14 protein-coding genes are annotated in these 17,365 nt (G+C 73.6%); 7 read left to right on the top strand and 7 right to left on the bottom strand.

Annotated elements, in window-relative coordinates:
* The first annotated feature begins 41 nt into the window (after nucleotides 1-41).
* Entirely contained in the window at nucleotides 42-1,802 is a 1,761-nt protein-coding gene (locus ACWDR0_RS04810; protein WP_456350187.1) for an Imm49 family immunity protein, read from the top strand.
* A 134-nt stretch (nucleotides 1,803-1,936) separates the two neighbouring features.
* Here ACWDR0_RS04810 and leuE read toward each other — a convergent pair whose 3' ends face one another.
* Nucleotides 1,937-2,593: a leucine efflux protein LeuE gene (gene leuE / locus ACWDR0_RS04805; protein ID WP_456350186.1), complete on the bottom strand. Its 657-nt coding sequence runs from the start codon at nucleotides 2,591-2,593 to the stop codon at nucleotides 1,937-1,939.
* A gap of 151 nt (nucleotides 2,594-2,744) precedes the next feature.
* A complete protein-coding gene (locus ACWDR0_RS04800; protein ID WP_456350185.1) occupies nucleotides 2,745-4,364 on the bottom strand; it encodes an acyl-CoA mutase large subunit family protein in 1,620 nt (539 codons plus the stop codon).
* 245 nt (nucleotides 4,365-4,609) lie between these two features.
* Here ACWDR0_RS04800 and ACWDR0_RS04795 point away from each other — a divergent pair, with 245 nt between their 5' ends.
* Entirely contained in the window at nucleotides 4,610-5,548 is a 939-nt protein-coding gene (locus ACWDR0_RS04795; RefSeq protein WP_456350184.1) for a L,D-transpeptidase family protein, read from the top strand.
* A 233-nt stretch (nucleotides 5,549-5,781) separates the two neighbouring features.
* On the opposite strand, the gene ACWDR0_RS04790 is transcribed toward ACWDR0_RS04795, so the two are convergent.
* The 5 genes from ACWDR0_RS04790 to ACWDR0_RS04770 form a co-directional block, all read right to left on the bottom strand.
* The gene (locus tag ACWDR0_RS04790) at nucleotides 5,782-7,047 is read right to left on the bottom strand and encodes a hypothetical protein (protein ID WP_456350183.1); all 1,266 of its coding nucleotides are present in this window, start codon (nucleotides 7,045-7,047) and stop codon (nucleotides 5,782-5,784) included.
* The gene (locus ACWDR0_RS04785) at nucleotides 7,047-7,850 is read right to left on the bottom strand and encodes an RNA polymerase sigma factor (RefSeq protein ID WP_456350182.1); all 804 of its coding nucleotides are present in this window, start codon (nucleotides 7,848-7,850) and stop codon (nucleotides 7,047-7,049) included. Before ACWDR0_RS04785 ends, ACWDR0_RS04790 begins: the two co-directional genes overlap by 1 nt.
* A 490-nt stretch (nucleotides 7,851-8,340) precedes the next feature.
* The gene (locus ACWDR0_RS04780; protein WP_456350181.1) at nucleotides 8,341-8,943 is read right to left on the bottom strand and encodes a hypothetical protein; all 603 of its coding nucleotides are present in this window, start codon (nucleotides 8,941-8,943) and stop codon (nucleotides 8,341-8,343) included.
* 445 nt (nucleotides 8,944-9,388) lie between these two features.
* Nucleotides 9,389-10,369: a DUF4328 domain-containing protein gene (locus ACWDR0_RS04775; protein WP_456350180.1), complete on the bottom strand. Its 981-nt coding sequence runs from the start codon at nucleotides 10,367-10,369 to the stop codon at nucleotides 9,389-9,391.
* A gap of 299 nt (nucleotides 10,370-10,668) precedes the next feature.
* A complete protein-coding gene (locus ACWDR0_RS04770; RefSeq protein WP_456350179.1) occupies nucleotides 10,669-12,330 on the bottom strand; it encodes a beta-N-acetylhexosaminidase in 1,662 nt (553 codons plus the stop codon).
* An 820-nt stretch (nucleotides 12,331-13,150) separates the two neighbouring features.
* Between ACWDR0_RS04770 and ACWDR0_RS04765 the strand changes: the two genes are divergently transcribed.
* From ACWDR0_RS04765 to ACWDR0_RS04745, 5 genes are all read left to right on the top strand, one after another.
* Nucleotides 13,151-13,633 carry a 2-oxo-4-hydroxy-4-carboxy-5-ureidoimidazoline decarboxylase gene (locus ACWDR0_RS04765; RefSeq protein WP_456350178.1) on the top strand — a complete coding sequence of 161 codons (483 nt, stop codon included), beginning with the start codon at nucleotides 13,151-13,153 and terminating at the stop codon, nucleotides 13,631-13,633.
* A gap of 208 nt (nucleotides 13,634-13,841) precedes the next feature.
* The gene (sdhC, locus tag ACWDR0_RS04760) at nucleotides 13,842-14,222 is read left to right on the top strand and encodes a succinate dehydrogenase, cytochrome b556 subunit (protein ID WP_146481964.1); all 381 of its coding nucleotides are present in this window, start codon (nucleotides 13,842-13,844) and stop codon (nucleotides 14,220-14,222) included.
* Between the two features lie 7 nt (nucleotides 14,223-14,229).
* Nucleotides 14,230-14,709 carry a succinate dehydrogenase hydrophobic membrane anchor subunit gene (locus ACWDR0_RS04755; RefSeq protein ID WP_456350177.1) on the top strand — a complete coding sequence of 160 codons (480 nt, stop codon included), beginning with the start codon at nucleotides 14,230-14,232 and terminating at the stop codon, nucleotides 14,707-14,709.
* Nucleotides 14,710-14,730: 21 nt separating this feature from the next.
* The gene (gene sdhA / locus ACWDR0_RS04750; RefSeq protein ID WP_456350176.1) at nucleotides 14,731-16,485 is read left to right on the top strand and encodes a succinate dehydrogenase flavoprotein subunit; all 1,755 of its coding nucleotides are present in this window, start codon (nucleotides 14,731-14,733) and stop codon (nucleotides 16,483-16,485) included.
* Nucleotides 16,485-17,243, top strand: coding sequence for a succinate dehydrogenase iron-sulfur subunit (locus tag ACWDR0_RS04745; RefSeq protein WP_456350175.1), 759 nt, complete (start codon nucleotides 16,485-16,487; stop codon nucleotides 17,241-17,243). Before sdhA ends, ACWDR0_RS04745 begins: the two co-directional genes overlap by 1 nt.
* The last annotated feature ends 122 nt before the right edge of the window (nucleotides 17,244-17,365 follow it).

Genomic DNA, 17,365 nt, shown 5'->3' with positions numbered 1-17,365 from the left:
GTACGAGGGCGGACGGCCGGGAGGCCAGGGGGGCGGCGGCCATGCGGATCGAACGTCATGAGATCGGGCTGCCGGAGGTGGCCGGGGCGCTGAACGGGTTCGGGGAGCGGATCGCCCTGGACCTACGGGCGGTGGAGCACGATCCGCGTCCGGCGGACCGCTGGCGGCTGATCGCCGAATCGCTGCTCGGCTATGCGGCCGCGCGCTCGGTCGACCATCCCGGGCTGACGGACCAGGACGCCCGGGCCGCCTTCGAGTCGGCGGCGGCCGCGGCGGTCGGCTCGGTCCTGCTGGCCGCGGGCCGGGGCGGCCCGGTCCGGATCGGGTACACGGGTACGACGGTCGTCCATCCGGATCCCGGCACCGGCCGCCCGACGGCGGTACGGCCGGGGATCTGGCTCACGGCGTTCCTGCTCTCCTATGTCGCGGGCACGTCCGACGAGCACGGCCGGCTGTTCGTCGATACGGCGGCCCCGCTGGCCGGGCACGAGGCCCGGCCGGACGTGGCACTGGTCCACGCCCTGCTGATCCATGTCCACGGCCATGTGGAGGGCAGGCCGGAGTCGCAGGCCGGGCCGCTGCCCGACGAGGAGCGGGCCGCGCTGATCGGGGTGCTCTGCGACCGGCTGGACCCGGATCCCGCCCTCGGCCGCCAGTACCGGGCGGCGCTGGTGACCCTGCGGGCCCTGGCGGCGGACGACGAGGAGGCGTTCGTCCGGGCGCTGGCCGCCCAGTTGACGGAGCACCGGGCGGTCGAGGCGTCGTACGCCCGGCCCGCGCTCGCCGGGCTCCTCCCGCTGGAAGCAATCGCGCTGGCGGCGATGGCGGTCCGGTGGAACGGCTGGGCCCTGCGGTTCGAGTCGGCGTATCTGCCGTACGGGCCGGTGTCGGGCTTCCGGCCGCCGCGGGACCGGGTGGCGGCGTACGGCCGCGGGAAGTGCCCCGACGCCGTGGCGGCACTGGCCGCCGGTCCCCTGCTGGTGGACCGGCCGGAGCCGCCGTACGCGCGGCAGGGGGACGTCGCGGCGTTCGAGGACTATCTGGCGCGGGAACTGGCGAGGTTCCGCGATCCCCGGGAGCATCCGGCGGAGGCGGCGACCGCGCTGAAGCATCTGACGCACGGACTGCTGTCGGTCTTTCTGCACCGGGTGGCGGCCGACCCGGCGGGCCGGGACCCGGGGGTACCGGGGATGCTGCGGACTGCGGCGGAGGCGGGCGCGGCGGTGCTCCGGCTGGCGCTGGCACCGGAGGGCACCGGGCTGCCGGTCGCCGTGGCGGGCACGGAACGGGTGCTGCCCGCCCGGCCGGACCCGGCCGCCGGGCCCGGTTTCTGGAAGCAGACGGCGGCGCTGGCGCTGATCACGGGCGACCGCCGGTCACTGGCCGCCTGTGTCCTGGTGGAGCCCGGGTTCTTCCGGCAGGGGGGCGACGCTCCGGCGGTGGCGGCGTACGGGGCCGCGCTCCACGACTACCTCCGCGGCACCGACCCGGTCCCGGCGACCGACCGGGCCCTCGCCTCCGGCGGCCGTAGCCCCGGCCACCCCCTCGCCCCGCCCGCGGTGCTGCTCTCCCAGGTGGTGGAGGGCGACCGCGAGGGCTTCGCCTTGGCCCTCGCCGACACCCTGGAGGCCCACCGCGACCACTACGCCGGGGGCGACGCGGCGGACACCGGCCGTACGGTGCTCGACCTGGACGCGCTGGCGCTGGTCTGCCATGTCCGCCGGATGGGCTGGCCGGTGCCGGTCTCCTCGCCGTATCTCCCGGCGGGGGTCACCGGGCTGGGCGCCCGGCTGGACGGCTGACTTACGCCGGTATCACCCCCGGGCGCCGGGCCGGTGGCCCGCCCGGGCGCGGTCGGCTCCGGCCCGTACGGCCCCAGGGTTGCCGGCTGCCGCCCGGCCGGAAAGGCCGGGCGGAAGCGGGCAGGGGCGTCGGGTCAGGCGCTGCTCAGCGACAGCTTCGCGGCGAAGCCCAGGAAGAGCGCGCCCGCCGCGGAGGTGGCGCCCGCGGAGAGTCTGCGGCGGCGGCGGAAGGCGTCCGCCAGATGGGTGCCGGTGAAGATGAGCAGGGTGAGATAGAGGACGCTGCCGAGCTGCACCAGCCCGCCGAGCAGGGCGAAGGAGAGCGCCGGATAGGCGTAGCCGGGGTCGACGAACTGCACGAAGAAGGCGATGAAGAACAGGATCGCCTTGGGGTTGAGCAGACTGATCAGCAGGGCCCGCCGGAACGGGCGCTCGGCCGGGGCCGGGGCCGCTTCGGCGGGGGCGGCGGCCGCCTGGTCGCCGTCACGGTCGCGCCACATGCTCCAGGCGGCGCGGAGCATGCCGATCGCCAGCCAGGTCAGATAGCCCGCGCCCGCGTATTTGACGATGCTGAACAGCAGGTCGTTCGTGGTCAGCAGGGAGGCGATGCCCGCCGCCGAGAGCACCATGAGCACGGTGTCCCCGGCCCAGACGCCGGCCGCGGCGCGGTAGCCCGTGCGCGCGCCCCTGCGGGCCGCGACGGAGAGTACGTAGAGCGAGTTCGGCCCCGGCAGCAGAATGATCAGAACCATTCCGGCGAGGAACGTCGGCAGATCGGTTACGCCCAGCATGCCGAGCAGTTTCGCACACCTGTCCAGTGCGGGGTCCTGGCCTGTGGACAACCGTCCGCGGACACCGGCGGGGCGGTACGGGCTGGCTCCCCCGGGCCGGTTCCGGGTGGTCGGCCGACCACGCCGGGGGCGTACGGCGTCCGGCCCGCCGTCAGGATCCGGCCGCGGGCCGGTGGACCCCCCACACCTCCCGCAGCACCCCGCAGACCTCCCCGACCGTCGCCCGGGCCCGCAGCGCCTCCTTCATGGGGTGCAGCACGTTCGCGGTGCCCCCGGCCGCCGTGCGCAGGGCCGTCAGGGCCGCCGTCACCGCCGCCGGGTCCCGGGCGGCCCGGAGCGCGGCCAGCCGGGCCTGCTGGCGGGCCTCGATCGCCGGGTCGACGCGCAGGGCCTGGTACGCCCGCTCCCCGCCGCCGGAGCCGGAGCCCGGGGCGGCGTCCGCGGCGGACCGGAAGCAGTTGACGCCGACGACGACCCGTTCCCCGCTGTCGGTCTCGCGGGCGATGCGGTAGGCGTTCCGTTCGATCTCCCCGGTCTGGAAGCCCCGGCCGAGGGCGGCGACCGCCCCGCCCAGTTCGTCGATCCGGGCCAGCAGCGCCAGCACGGCCTCCTCCACCGCGTCGGTCATGCTCTCCACGGCGTACGAACCGGCGAACGGGTCGACGGTCGCGGTCACATCGGTCTCGTACGCCAGCACCTGCTGGGTCCGGAGAGCGAGCCGCGCCGCGTGCTCCGTGGGCAGGGCGATGGCCTCGTCGAAGGCGTTGGTGTGAAGCGACTGGGTGCCGCCGAGGACGGCGGCGAGCGCCTGGACGGCGACCCGCACCAGATTGACCTCCGGCTGCTGCGCGGTGAGCTGGACCCCCGCGGTCTGGGTGTGGAACCGCAGCGTCCAGGACTTCGGCTGCCGGGCGCCGAACCCGTCCCGCATGATCCCGGCCCAGATCCGGCGGGCCGCCCGGAACTTGGCGACCTCCTCCAGGAGTGTGGTGCGGGCGACGAAGAAGAACGACAGCCGGGGGCCGATGTCGTCCGCGGTGAGCCCGGCGGCCAGCGCGGTACGGAGGTAGGCCACGGCGTTGGCGAGGGTGAACGCCACCTCCTGCACGGGCGACGCCCCGGCCTCCGCCATGTGGTAGCCGGAGACCGAGATCGGGTTCCACCGGGGCAGCCGGTCGCGGCAGTAGCGGAGGGTGTCGGCGGTCAGCCGCAGCGACGGTCCGGGCGGGAAGATGTACGTCCCCCGGGCGATGTACTCCTTGAGCACGTCGTTCTGGATGGTGCCGTCGAGCCGGGTGCCCGGCACGCCCTGCTCCTCGGCGACCAGCTCGTAGAGGAGGAGCAGTGCCGCGGCCGGGGCGTTGATGGTCATGGAGGTGGAGACCCGGTCCAGCGGGATGCCCGCGAACAGCTCCCGCATATCGTCGAGGGAGTCGATCGCGACCCCGACCCGGCCGACCTCGCCGTGCGCGAGGGGCGCGTCGGAGTCGTGGCCCATCTGAGTGGGCAGGTCGAAGGCGACGGACAGCCCCGTGGTGCCGTCGGCGATCAGCTGCCGGTAGCGGGCATTGGACTCGGCGGCGGTGCCGAAGCCCGCGTACTGCCGCATGGTCCAGGGGCGGCCGGTGTACATGGTCGGATAGACCCCCCGGGTGAACGGGTAGGCGCCGGGTGCGCCCAGTCTGGCCGCGGGGTCCCAGTCCGCGAGGGCCTCGGGGCCGTACACCGCCTCCACCGGCAGCCCGGACTCCGACTCGCGCGCAGTTGCCATCGTCCGTCTCGCCTCCGGTCCGCGGGCCCGGCCGCCACCGGCACCGCCGCCCCGGTCCGGACGGATCCCGAAGGGATTCGGACGGAACCGCTCCGCCGTCGGCCCCTCGCCGGTCGCGGGGTGTCGCTTTCGTCTCGTCTTCCTCATGATGCTCGGGAACGCACCGCCCGGCAGGCCGGGAGGAGCATCCTCGGCAGTGGGCCGGTGCGGGCCCGGCAGGGGTACGGCGACCGTGGGGGGACGCAATGACCGGCAGGACTCTGGTACTGGTACGCAGGACGGCGGCCGCGGCAGCCGTGCTCGCGCTCGCCGCGGGCTGTTCCGCCCGGGCGGCGGACGGGCCGGCCGGGGAGCCGGGGGCCGTACCGGCGCCGGGCTCCGCCACCTCCGTACCCTCGCCGCCGTCGCCCCCGTCGCAGTCGCCGTCGTCGCCGCCGGACGACGGCCGTTCCGGGGACGGGACGCCCGCCCGGAGCGCCGCCCCCGCCGAGCGCCCGGCCCCGGCCGCCACCGGGCAGCGGCAGTCGGCGGCGGCCCGGGAGACCGGCGGCCCGGTGCTGATGCGGCGGGGCGACCAGGGCGAGCGGGTACGCGAGCTCCAGGCCCGGCTGGCGCAGATCGGCTGGTACGGCGGCGCGCCCACCGGCTTCTACGGGAAGGTGACGGCCACCGCCGTCCGGGGCTTCCAGGGCAAACGGGGTCTTCTGCCCAGCGGTTCGGTCACCGGGGCCACCTGGGACCGGCTGCTGGGGATGACCGCGCGCCCGACCCGGGACGAACTGGCGGGCAGGACCACCGCGGCCCGCGGGCCGTCGCTCGACCCGCGCTGCCTGGACGGCCGGGTGCTCTGCATCAGCAAGAAGACCCGGACCCTGTCATGGGTCGTCAACGGCACGGTCCGCGCCACCATGGACGTCCGCTTCGGTTCGCAGTACACCCCGACCCGGGAAGGGGTGTTCAGCGTGTTCCTGAAGTCGCGCGACCATGTCTCGACGCTCTACGACACCCCGATGCCGTACGCCCTCTTCTTCAGCGGCGGCCAGGCGGTCCACTACTCCGCCGACTTCGCCGCCCGCGGCTACCGCGGTACCTCGCACGGCTGTGTCAACGTCCGGGACCGGGCCGCCGTCGCCGCACTCTTCGACGGAGTGCGCATCGGGGACCGGGTCGTGGTGCACCGGTGAGCACCGGGCAACGCCGCACGGCGGAGCGGGAGAAGAAGGGGCGCGGGCGGGACCGGGGGAACGTGCCCCGCCCGCGCCGGTGCGCCAAGCCGTAGGTACGGGGGGAACCCCGGCTACTGGCGCTCGCCGATGACCAGTCGGCTCACTCTCTACAGCGCCGCCCCGCCCGGAAACGTCACACCACCGCGAACATCATCGGAAAATCGCAGCTCCGGGGTGGCCGGAGAACGGGCTCAGACGAGCAGCACCGGCGGGAACACGACGGTACCGGCCGCGCCGCCGAAGGCGCTGCCACCGGATCCGGCGACGGACTCCCCCGGGCCGGTACCCGTGCCCGAACCGCTCGTCGCGCCCCGGCGGCCCGGGGCCACTCCCCGGCGTTCGCCGGACTTCTGTGTCTTCTCGGCCTTGCGGTCGTGGTTGTGGGGGCCGCCGTGGCCGTGACCGGGCGGCAGGGCGTCCTGGGCGCCGGTGCCGCCGCCCGGGGTCCCCTGGCCACTGCCGGCTCCGCCGTTCCCGGTGGCGTTCCCGGCCGGGTTTCCGGTCGCGTTGCCGTTGGCGTTCCCGTTGGCGTTCCCCTGGCCCTGGCCGCCCTTGTTCTTGACCTTGTTCTTGTTGTTGTTCTTGTTGTTCTTCACCTTGCCGTTGCCCTTGACCTTGCCCGCGCCGTTGCGCGCGTCGACCCGGCCCTGGCTGCCGCGGTTGTCCCCGGCGCCCGCCCCCGGCAGGGCGGTGCCCAGCACTCCGTCGCAGTACGGGCCCACCAGCTCCGGCTTCCCGGCCAGCCGCTGGAGCAGCGCACGGCCCTCGGGCCGGGTCGTCCCCGCGCGGTGCTCCCGGCAGGCCCGGGCCACCCGGTGATAGGGCTCGCCCTGGAGCTCGGGCTTCGGTGTGCTGCCGACCGGTCGTGCGGGTGACGAACTCGGCGGCCCGCCGTCCCCCGGCGACAGACCCTCGGTGGCGGGACCGGGCGCCCGCGGACCGGCATCGGGCCGTTCGCCCGGACCCGCGGAGACGGACGTCCCCGTCGCGGTGGGGCCGGCTCCGTCGAAGGGGGAGGGCAGAAAGTCGGCACCGGAGGCGACGGCGACCCCGCCGAAGGCGAATCCGGCCACGACGGCCACGACCCCGAGGCGGAACGGGGCGCTCAGTTTCCGCCGGTGTCCGGCGCCGCGCGCACCGCGCGGCGCTCCGGTGTCCGGAACGGCGCCGGGCGCCAGTTTGACGATGCCCAGGCTGGTGGCTCCGTCCGCGGACCGCGGACCCGCCGCCGCCGAGGCCGCGGCCGCCCGGAAGGCGGCCACCGCGGCGGCCTCACCGGGCAGTTCGCCCCGGTCGGCCCCGGCCTCGGGAGCGGCGACCGCACGCAGCGCCCCGGCCAGCCGGGCGGCCTCGGCGCGGGCGGGTCCGCCCAGCTCGCCGAGGCCGGAGACCGGTTCGCCGCGCATCAGACGCTCCGCCGTCACCTGGTCGAGCCACTCGTTCCGGTCGTCGGCCATCACATGTCCTTCTGCGTCCGCCACCAGGATTGCGTCACACCGGCGGACGCCGCCGCCCCCTGGTCCCGGCCGCGCTGCGGCGGTACACCGTCGAGATTTCCGGCGGTCCCGGCGGTCCGGCCGCCCGGGGCGCTCAGCCCGTCGGACCCGGCCGGGTCCGACGGAGCGCGCGCGGCACCGCGGGAATACTCCCCGGCCCGGCGGAGCGGAACGGACGGTGGCCCCGAGGGCTCCGGACTGACGCCCTCCGAATCGTCGCCGCCGAGCAGCTCGGCCAGCCGCTTCAGCCCGCGGTGGGCGGCGGTGCGGACGGCTCCGGGGCGTTTGCCGAGGGTCTGGGCGGCGCTCTTGGCGTCGAGCCCGACGACCACCCGCAGCACCACCGCCTCCGCCTGGTCCTGCGGCAGCCGGGCGATCAGCGCCATCGTGCTCCCGGTGGAGAGCGCCTCCATGGCCTCGTCGGCGGTGTCGGATTCGGCGGCCCGTCCGGTGAGTTCGGACTCGTCGCCGCCGACGGCGGGACGGCGGCCCCGCATCCGGATGTGGTCGAGCGCCCGGTTCCGGGCGATCCGCGCGGCCCAGCCGCGGAACCGGTCCGCGTCACCGCTGAACCGGCCGAGGTCACGGGCTATCTGCAGCCAGGCCTCGGACGTCACGTCCTCGGCATCCGGCTCGCCGACGAGCGTCCGTACATAGCCGAGCAGCCGCGGGTGCACCGCGCGGTACACAGAACGGAACGCGCACTCGTCCCCGTTCTGTGCCGCGAGCACCGCGGTGGTCAGCTCCGCGTCGTCCCCCAGCACAACCTCTACCTGTACCTGTTCGGATTAGCTGGTCAGTGCTGTACCGCTCTGCCCTGAGCACTCCTACGAGACCAGCACGCTACGTCGTGGCAAGGCACCCCGTCCATGGTTTGTACAACTTGCAACAATATTCGGGACGAGTCTGTACGGAAGGGCCTGTGACAGAAACCGGCCGCCCGGCGCAGAGTGGGTTACGGGGCCGTACCGCGGACCCTGCGGACGGCGACCGGGGCCTCTCCTGTGGGGGGTGGCGGCCCCGGTCGTCCATCCACCGGACCGTCCCGGCGGGTCTTCTCACCGCCCGGCGCCGCCCTCACACCTGCCGCGTCCGGGACGTGACGCACTCCACGTCCCCGCGCTCCCCGGCTGATCCGGTCCCCGGCCCGCGCTCCTCCGCAGGCCCGGCGAACCCCTCCGCGGCGGCACCCGCTCCGCCACCGGCCCCGTTCCCCGGCTCGTCCCGTTCCGGCGGCCACGCCGGTCCGGGTTCTCAGGTACGGCTGCTGCTGCGGGCCCGCCGCGAGAGGGCGGCGGCCAGCACCCGGCGGCCTTCGGTGGCCGCGTTCAGCGCCTGGCGGAGTCCGTTCGGCCCCTCGCCGTCGGCCAGCAGGTGCAGCATCCTGATCTGCCGCCGCAGCTCCCCCGCGGAGAGCGGATCGTTGGCCGGGGCCTCACCGGACGCCCCGGCCGCGAGCCTGCGGTTCAGGTCGAGTGCGGTGGCCGAGCACTCCCCCGCCCAGGTCCGCAGCGGGGCCTCGGCCCAGTCGGCGGGCGCGTTGTCGAGCATGGCCCGTACGGTGTCGGCCGCGGCCGGGCCGGTTCCGTCCGCCGCCTCCGACGGGTCGGCGACGGCCCCGGTGTCGCGCTCCGGCGGGCCCTTGAGCGCCTCCCTGGCCTCCGCGAGCCGTTCGGCCCAGTGCGCCGGGCCGTTGGCGAGCCCCGCCCACAGCGGGCGCAGCGCCTCGGGCCCCGCCCCGCCTTCCCCCAGCAGCGGAAGGCAGCGTTCCAAACAGGCCACCCCGCTTGCGGCCAGGGCACGCTCGTCGGCGCGTGCCATCAGTTCTCTCAGCTCACTCAGGCCATCGGACGTCACCGGACGCCTCCCATCGCGGCCGCGGCCGCTCGCTCCACCTGCGAATCCGGCCGCTTCCGCACAGCGGCGCGGGCTCGCTCCACCTGCGCACCGGGCCGCTTCCGCACGGCGGTGCCGTCCGCCCTGAGGGGGGCCGGACGGCGCTTCGCGGACACGGCCCGGTGGCGCAAACTACTCCCTCCGGCAGGGAAAAAGCCATGGCCCGGGCGGGCCATGGCCTCTGCCGGCCCGGAGCGGGGCGGTGGCGGCCACCCCTGTTTCTCCTTCAACTCGGCCCGGATCGTACACACTTACGCCAGGGCTCTGTTACATTCGGGCCACCAGGAGAGTGGCTTGCGGACGCCTTGTGACGCCCCGTTCGAGCCCCCTGGGACGCGGTGTGGGCCCGCACTCCCCCGGGCGGGCCCGCACTGTCGGGCCGCCCGGGGCGGGCCGGATACCGGAGTCAGTACGTGTGGTGCACCGGCGGTACGGGCGCGGGCTGCCAGGCCGCCGCCGCCTTCTCCTGCTGCATGCGCGTGATCTTCCGTACGACGACGATCGCGGCGACGGCGGCGGCGATGTCGATCGTGTCCGCGATGATCAGCCAGGTCGCGCCGAAGAGCGCCTCGAAGGGGGTCTCCGACCTCGAGTAGTTCTGGAGACCGACCTGCCCGGCCAGCATTCCGATCACATAGAGGGTCCACCAGACGGTCAGGGGCGCGGTGCCGCTGTGCGCGTACCGCTCCCGTCGGCTGCCCTCCCAGATGGTGCCCGCGACCAGCCGCGGAATGACCAGTCCGGCAAGGGGAATGAACCAGCCGCCGATCGCCCAGCCCTGGCCCCAGCGGGTGACGTCCGGCGCGAAAACGGCCGCGTTGGCACGCGCCGCGGCGAACCAGATGACGAAGAGGACGCCGGTTACCAGGAGCGCCACCCCTTTGAAGGCGATCGCCACGGCCATCATCCGGTCGGCGTCGTCGGCCTCGGCCTGGGTGATGGAGAAGGGCGAGTTGTCGAGGGACTCCGCCACCCCGCGGACATGCACCGAGACACCGATCGCGAAGAGGTCGACGACGATGCAGAGACCGAGCAGCGCGATCACCGCATAGGAGAGCCCGACGGGCGCCTTCACCGGCCGGGGCGGCGGGGTGAACGTGCCGTACTGCGGAACGGCGCCGTACTGCGGGGCCGCGCCGTACGGCGCCGGGGCCGGATAGGCCGCCGGGGCCGGGACCGGACCGGGAGCGGGAGCGGCGGGCGGCGGCGGTACGGCCGGGTGCCCGGCGGCCTGCGCACCGGCGGCGGGCGCCGGGGCGGCCGGGATACCGGGCACGGTCCCGGCCGCGGGCTGCTGCCCGGCGATCGTGGCCCCGGCCGCGCACCGCGCGCAGAGGCCCTGCGCGCCCGCGGCGGTATCCCGTCGGCAGATGGAACAGAGAGTCATGGATCCGGCCCCCCGGAGAGCAGCAGTGGTGGAACGACGGACACCCGGAAGCGGCGGCGCGGACGGCGCCTGGCGCGGTGCGGCCGCGGTCCGGCGAAGGGAACGGCCCGATCGGCACGGCAAACGGCCGTCTCCCCCGGACGACACGCTGTCCTCCGGCCACGGGCGTGTGCGGACGCTACGCCTCCGGACAGCCCCGCGTCCAAGGGAAATCACCGCCGCGCGGTGATAAGCCGGGCCGGGGCCGACCCGCCGGGACGGGGCCGCCGCCTGGTACAGCCGCCGCTCCGCGCACCGGCTCAGCCCCCGGCCACCTGCCCCACCTTCCGCGCCAGTGCCGCGAAGTCCGCCCAGTCGCGTGCCGGTTTCCGTTCGTCCCAGACCTTCTGCGCGGTCGCCGCCAGCGGCAGGGCGATCCCCCGGGCCACCTGCTCCGGGGTCTGCGCCCCCGCCAGATCGCACCAGACGGCGAACCGGGCGCCGAGTATCCGGCCGTCGTACCGCCCGGGCACCGGCCGGGTGCCGCGGAGCACCAGCGGGGTCCACTCCTCGTAGATCCGCCGCCCGGTGGGGTAGGTGAAGTCGTTGGGCTCGCCGAGGACGTAGTAGAGGTACTCGTCGTTGAGGTTCACCACCGGACGCCCCTCCGCCAGATACTCCTCGGGCGGGCGGGCCCCGATCTCCTTGCCGGTCCAGTACTCGACCTCGACGTCCCGGTCCACGGACACCCTGCCCCCGCGGAAGAACCCGTCGTTCCACGCCTTGGGCACCCGGCCGAGGCCGCGCACCACCGCCGCCCGGTCGTTCACCCACCGGGTGGCCAGGTCCTGGACCCGGCCGCCGGGCCCGTACCGCTCCCGGGCCAGCGCCGCCAGCCCCGGGAACGACGCCTCCGGATCCTTCCTGGCCAGCGCCGCGTACTCGTCGCCGCCGAGATGCCAGTAGCGGCCGCCGAAGAGCCCGGCGTACTCCCGGAGCAGTTCGTCGACGAGCTTTCCGGCCGCCGGGTTCCCGATGTCGACGGCGCCGCGCACCGGCCGTCCGGCGGCGTCCTTCAGCCGGAGCCCGGGGTGCGCCTTCAGCACCGCGCCGAGATGGCCCGGGGAGTCGATCTCCGGGATCACGGTGATGTGGAGGGAGGCGGCGAGCGCCAGGATCCGGCGGACCTCGGCTTTGGTCAGCCGCTCCGCCGAGACCACCTCGGGATGGGTGGTGGACTCGATCCGGAAGCCCTGGTCGTCGGAGAAGTGCAGCCCCAGCTGGTTGAGCTTGAGATCGGCCATCTCCCGCAGCCGGTCCTCCAGCCAGCGGGCGGTGAACGGCTTCCGCGCGATATCGACCATCAGCCCGCGCTGCGGCCGGTCCGGGGCGTCGGTGATCGTGCCCTCCGGGACCGTGCCGCCGGAGCGCAGCGCCTGTTTCACGGTCCGGGTGCCGTAGAAGGCCCCGGCCTCGTCGCGGCCGGTGACCAGGGTCCGGCCGCCGCCGGTGCGGACGGTGTACGACTCCGGTCCGCCCGCGGCCCGCGCGTCCAGCGCCAGTTCGATGTCACCGGTCCGCACGGGGGCGCTGCCCGCGTAGGGGATGCCCAGCTCACGGGCGAGCAGTCCGGCCTCGTCGCGGAGCGGACCGGCACCGGGGGCGATGACCACACGGGATCCGGGGCCGGGTTTCCAGCCGGGGCCGCGGGCCGGCTGGTGGCGGGCGACGGCGGGCACGGTCGCGGGCGGGGCGGAGAGCGGCAGCCGGGAGTCCGGGTCGCTGGTGGGCGGGCCCGGCCGGGTCGGCGACGGGGACGGGGACGGCGATACGGCGTCCGGCGAGCGCACGGCCCCGGTACCGGAGCCCGTCCCGCCACCGCCGGTGCAGCCGCCGAGGACAAGGGCGAGGAGTACGGCCCCGGGGGCCGCGCCCCGGAGCCGCCGCACCGGCCGCCGGGCCGTCTCCGCGTCAGGTATCACCCGTCCGTCTCCCTTCTCACCGTCTCGCACCACCGCAGTCCCGCAGTCCCGCAGTCCCGCAGATCCCGCAGATCCCGCAGTGCCGCAGTACTTGAGCACCGCAGTCCCGCAGTCCCGCAGATCCCGCAGTCCCGCAGATCCCGCAGTGCCGCAGTACTTGAGCACCGCAGTCCCGCAGTCCCGGCCGGTAACCCGGTCCCGGGTCCCGCCGTCCGTCATCAGCCGTCCGTATCCCGTACGCGGTCCGCGGCCGTCTCCGCGCCCCCGCGCGGCCCGCGGCCGTCCGGATCTCCTACGGCCCCTGCGGCAGATACGTGTGCCGCGTCCCGGCCGCTCACCCGGGGGCGGTCGGACCGGCGCCCGCGGGAACCGGCTCCCACCGGGTGCTCATCCCCCGCCGTCGTTCGATCAGGAGCGTCAAGTTCTGCCCATGTTCCGTCCATCACATGGTCTGAAACCCTCCCGTCCGGGTGAAAATCGCGCATCCGTCGGACGTCTGCTCGTACACCTGGATAGCGTTGTGTCCCATTCGCCCCTCCCTCACCAGCACTCGATCACGCTCACGGCATCCCCTGCCGTCCTCCGCCCCGAGGAGCCCACGCTGTTCAGCGATGCCGAAACCGGGACCGGTCTGCCGGACGCCCTGCGGGGGCCCCGGGCCGTCTTACCCGCACAGGCCACCGGCAGTCCGCGGACCGTGGGCGGGTCGCCGGTCACCGGGGCGCCCGGGGGCACGGGCGGCGCTTCGCACCAGATTCGGCCGGCCGGGGCGGTACGGCCACCGGAGAGCGCCCCCGCCGGGCGCCGGACCGCGCCGGGCGTGACCCGGCTCAACCAGGCACCGCACGAGGAGGCCGTCGCCGCGCTGCTCGCCTGCTGCGGCAGCGCCCGCTGGGCCGAGCGGGTGGCCGCCCACCGCCCGTACCCCGATACCGCGGCCCTGCTGGCCGCCGCCGACGAGGCGGGTTACGACCTCGGCCCCGGCGATCTGGCCGAGGCGCTGGCCGACGAGTACCCCACCGGCCCGCACCCGGACGCGCCGCAGGGCCCGCACGTCCTGATGGCCCTGGCCGCCGCCCATGACGCGTACGAGAACCGGTTCGGACACACGTTCGTGATCAGCCTCGACGGCTACGGCGCCGGCGAGCAGGTGGACCAGATCCTCGCGGGCATCCGGCTGCGGCTGGCCCATGAGCCGGAACAGGAGCGGGAGATCGCGGCCGAACAGCTCCGCAGGCTCGCCCGGGCCCGGCTGCGGCTGCTCGCCGCGGCCGGGGTCCACGCCCCGGCGGACCCGGCCTAGGCACCCGGCCGAGGCGGGCGTCCGGGCCCCGGACCGGGTAGTCCGTCCGTGGCTCTTTGACTGCCGGTTTGATCACACCGGAGGACCCCGCGCGAACGAACCGACAAAGCGTCGCTACGATGGCCGGGGCCGGTGGACCGTACCCGGCCGGGCCAGACCGACAACCCAAGCCGGCAGGCCCCAGTCCCCGCTCCCGGAGGGTTCTTCCGTGCCGGCTGGAACGCTGTACCGCGGCCGGGAAGGAATGTGGTCCTGGGTGGCTCACCGAGTCACCGGCGTCCTCATCTTCTTCTTCCTGTTCGTCCATGTGCTGGACACCGCTCTTGTCCGCGTCTCGCCAGAGGACTACGACAAGGTCGTGGCCGTCTACAAGACGCCGATCGTCGCCCTGCTCGAATACGGCCTGGTGGCCGCCGTCCTGTTCCATGCGCTGAACGGCCTCCGGGTCATCGCCGTGGACTTCTGGTCGAAGGGGCCGCGGTACCAGAAGCAGATGCTCTGGACCGTGATGGGCATCTGGATCGTCCTGATGGTGGGCGCCCTCTACCCCGTCCTCGGCCACGCCGCACGCGAAGTCTTCGGAGGCTGACGCCGCTATGTCCGCTGACACCTCTTCCGCCGCCATCGGCCCCGTCGAGACCGGCCCCCAGTACGACGTCGACAACCCGGCACCGGTGATCGAGCCCCCGCGCAAGCGGACCGGCCGGACCCCGCGCTCCACCCGCGGCAACTTCGAGATGGCCGCCTGGCTCTTCATGCGGCTGTCCGGCGTACTGCTGGTGGTCCTGGTCATCGGCCACCTGATCATCCAGCTGGTGCTCGACGGCGGTGTCTCCAAGATCGGCTTCGCGTTTGTCGCGGGCCGCTGGGCGTCCCCGTTCTGGCAGGTCTGGGACCTGCTGATGCTCTGGCTCGCGATGCTGCACGGCGCCAACGGCCTGCGTACCGTCATCAACGACTACGCCGAGCGCCCGAACACGCGACTGTGGCTCAAGGGCCTGCTGTACGCCGCCACGGTGTTCACCATCCTGCTGGGCACGCTGGTGATCTTCACCTTCGACCCGAACATCCGCTAGAGCCGGGGCTGACGACACCTCATGAAGATCCACAAGTACGACACCGTCATCGTCGGCGCCGGTGGTGCGGGCATGCGCGCGGCCATCGAGGCCACCAAGCGCAGCCGTACGGCGGTACTGACCAAGCTCTACCCCACCCGCTCCCACACGGGCGCCGCGCAGGGCGGTATGGCCGCCGCGCTGGCGAACGTGGAGGAGGACAACTGGGAGTGGCACACCTTCGACACGGTCAAGGGCGGTGACTACCTGGTCGACCAGGACGCCGCCGAGATCCTGGCGAAGGAGGCCATCGACGCCGTCCTCGACCTGGAGAAGATGGGCCTGCCGTTCAACCGGACCCCGGACGGCACCATCGACCAGCGCCGCTTCGGCGGCCACTCCCGCAACCACGGCGAGGCCCCGGTCCGCCGGTCCTGCTACGCCGCGGACCGCACCGGCCACATGATCCTCCAGACGCTGTACCAGAACTGCGTCAAGGAGGGCGTGGAGTTCTTCAACGAGTTCTACGTGCTCGACCAGCTCATCACCGAGGTCGACGGGGTCAAGCACTCCGCCGGTGTGGTGGCCTACGAGCTGGCGACCGGCGAGATCCACATCTTCCAGGCGAAGGCCGTGATCTACGCCTCCGGCGGCACCGGCAAGTTCTTCAAGGTGACCTCCAACGCGCACACCCTCACCGGCGACGGCCAGGCCGCCTGCTACCGGCGCGGGCTGCCGCTGGAGGACATGGAGTTCTTCCAGTTCCACCCGACGGGCATCTGGCGCATGGGCATCCTGCTCACCGAGGGCGCCCGCGGCGAGGGCGGCATCCTGCGCAACAAGGACGGTGAGCGCTTCATGGAGAAGTACGCGCCCGTCATGAAGGACCTGGCCTCCCGCGACGTCGTCTCCCGCTCCATCTACACGGAGATCCGCGAGGGCCGGGGCTGCGGCCCCGAGGGCGACCACGTCTATCTGGACCTCACCCACCTGCCGCCGGAGCAGCTCGACGCCAAGCTGCCGGACATCACCGAGTTCGCGCGGACCTACCTCGGTATCGAGCCCTACACGGACCCGATTCCGATCCAGCCCACCGCGCACTACGCGATGGGCGGCATCCCGACCAACGTCGAGGGCGAGGTGCTGGCCGACAACACCACCGTCGTGCCCGGCCTGTACGCCGCCGGCGAGGTCGCCTGCGTCTCGGTGCACGGCGCCAACCGCCTCGGCACCAACTCGCTGCTCGACATCAACGTCTTCGGACGCCGCTCCGGTATCGCCGCCGCCGAGTACTCGGCGAAGGCCGACTTCGTCGAGCTGCCGGAGAACCCGGGCAGCTTCGTCCAGGAGCTGATCGAGAACCTGCGGGACTCCACGGGCAACGAGCGGGTGGCGGACATCCGCAAGGAGCTCCAGGAGACCATGGACGCCAATGTCATGGTGTTTCGCACCGAGCAGACCATCAAGACGGCCGTCGAGAAGATCGGCGAGCTGCGCGAGCGCTACCGGAACGTGTCCGTCCAGGACAAGGGCAAGCGCTTCAACACGGATCTGCTGGAGGCCGTCGAGCTGGGCAACCTGCTGGAGCTGGCCGAGGTGATGGCGGTGTCCGCGCTGGCGCGCAAGGAGTCCCGCGGCGGTCACTACCGCGAGGACTACCCCAACCGCGACGACGTCAACTTCATGCGTCACACCATGGCGTACCGCGAGGTCGGCGAGGACGGCTCCGAGACCGTCCGGCTCGACTACAAGCCGGTCGTCCAGACCCGCTACCAGCCGATGGAGCGTAAGTACTGATGGCTACCCCGACCATGGACAAGGTGGAGGCCGAGGCGGCGGCGTCGGACCTGATCACCGTCACGTTCCGGATCCGCCGGTTCAACCCGGAGATCTCCGAGCACGCGGTCTGGGAGGACTTCGAGCTGGAGATCGACCCCAAGGAGCGGGTCCTCGACGGCCTCCACAAGATCAAGTGGGACCTCGACGGCACACTGACCTTCCGGCGGTCCTGCGCCCACGGCATCTGCGGCTCCGACGCGATGCGGATCAACGGCAAGAACCGGCTCGCCTGCAAGACGCTGATCAAGGACATCAACCCCGAGAAGCCGATCACGGTCGAGGCCATCAAGGGCCTCACGGTCCTCAAGGACCTGGTCGTCGACATGGAGCCGTTCTTCCAGGCGTACCGGGACGTCATGCCGTTCCTGATCACCAAGGGGAACGAGCCCACCCGTGAGCGCCGCCAGTCCGCCGAGGACCGGGAGCGTTTCGACGACACCACCAAGTGCATCCTGTGCGCGGCGTGCACCACGTCGTGCCCGGTGTTCTGGAACGACGGGCAGTACTTCGGCCCGGCCGCGATCGTCAACGCCCACCGTTTCATCTTCGACTCGCGCGACGAGGCCGGGGAGCAGCGGCTGGAGATCCTCAACGACAAGGACGGCGTCTGGCGCTGCCGTACGACGTTCAACTGCACGGACGCCTGTCCGCGCGGTATCGAGGTCACCAAGGCGATCCAGGAAGTGAAGCGGGCGCTGATCACCCGCCGCTACTGACAGCGGAGTTCGTCCGGCGGCCCCGTACCACCCCCGGGCCAGGAGGGTCACGGACCGGCGGTGACGGCGGTGTCGTACGGATCAGGCGGGGGCGTGCTGCCAGGATTCAGCGCCATGCGGCT

Source organism: Streptomyces sp. NPDC003691 (assembly GCF_053981115.1).
This window is presented reverse-complemented; position numbering and strand designations above follow the sequence as displayed.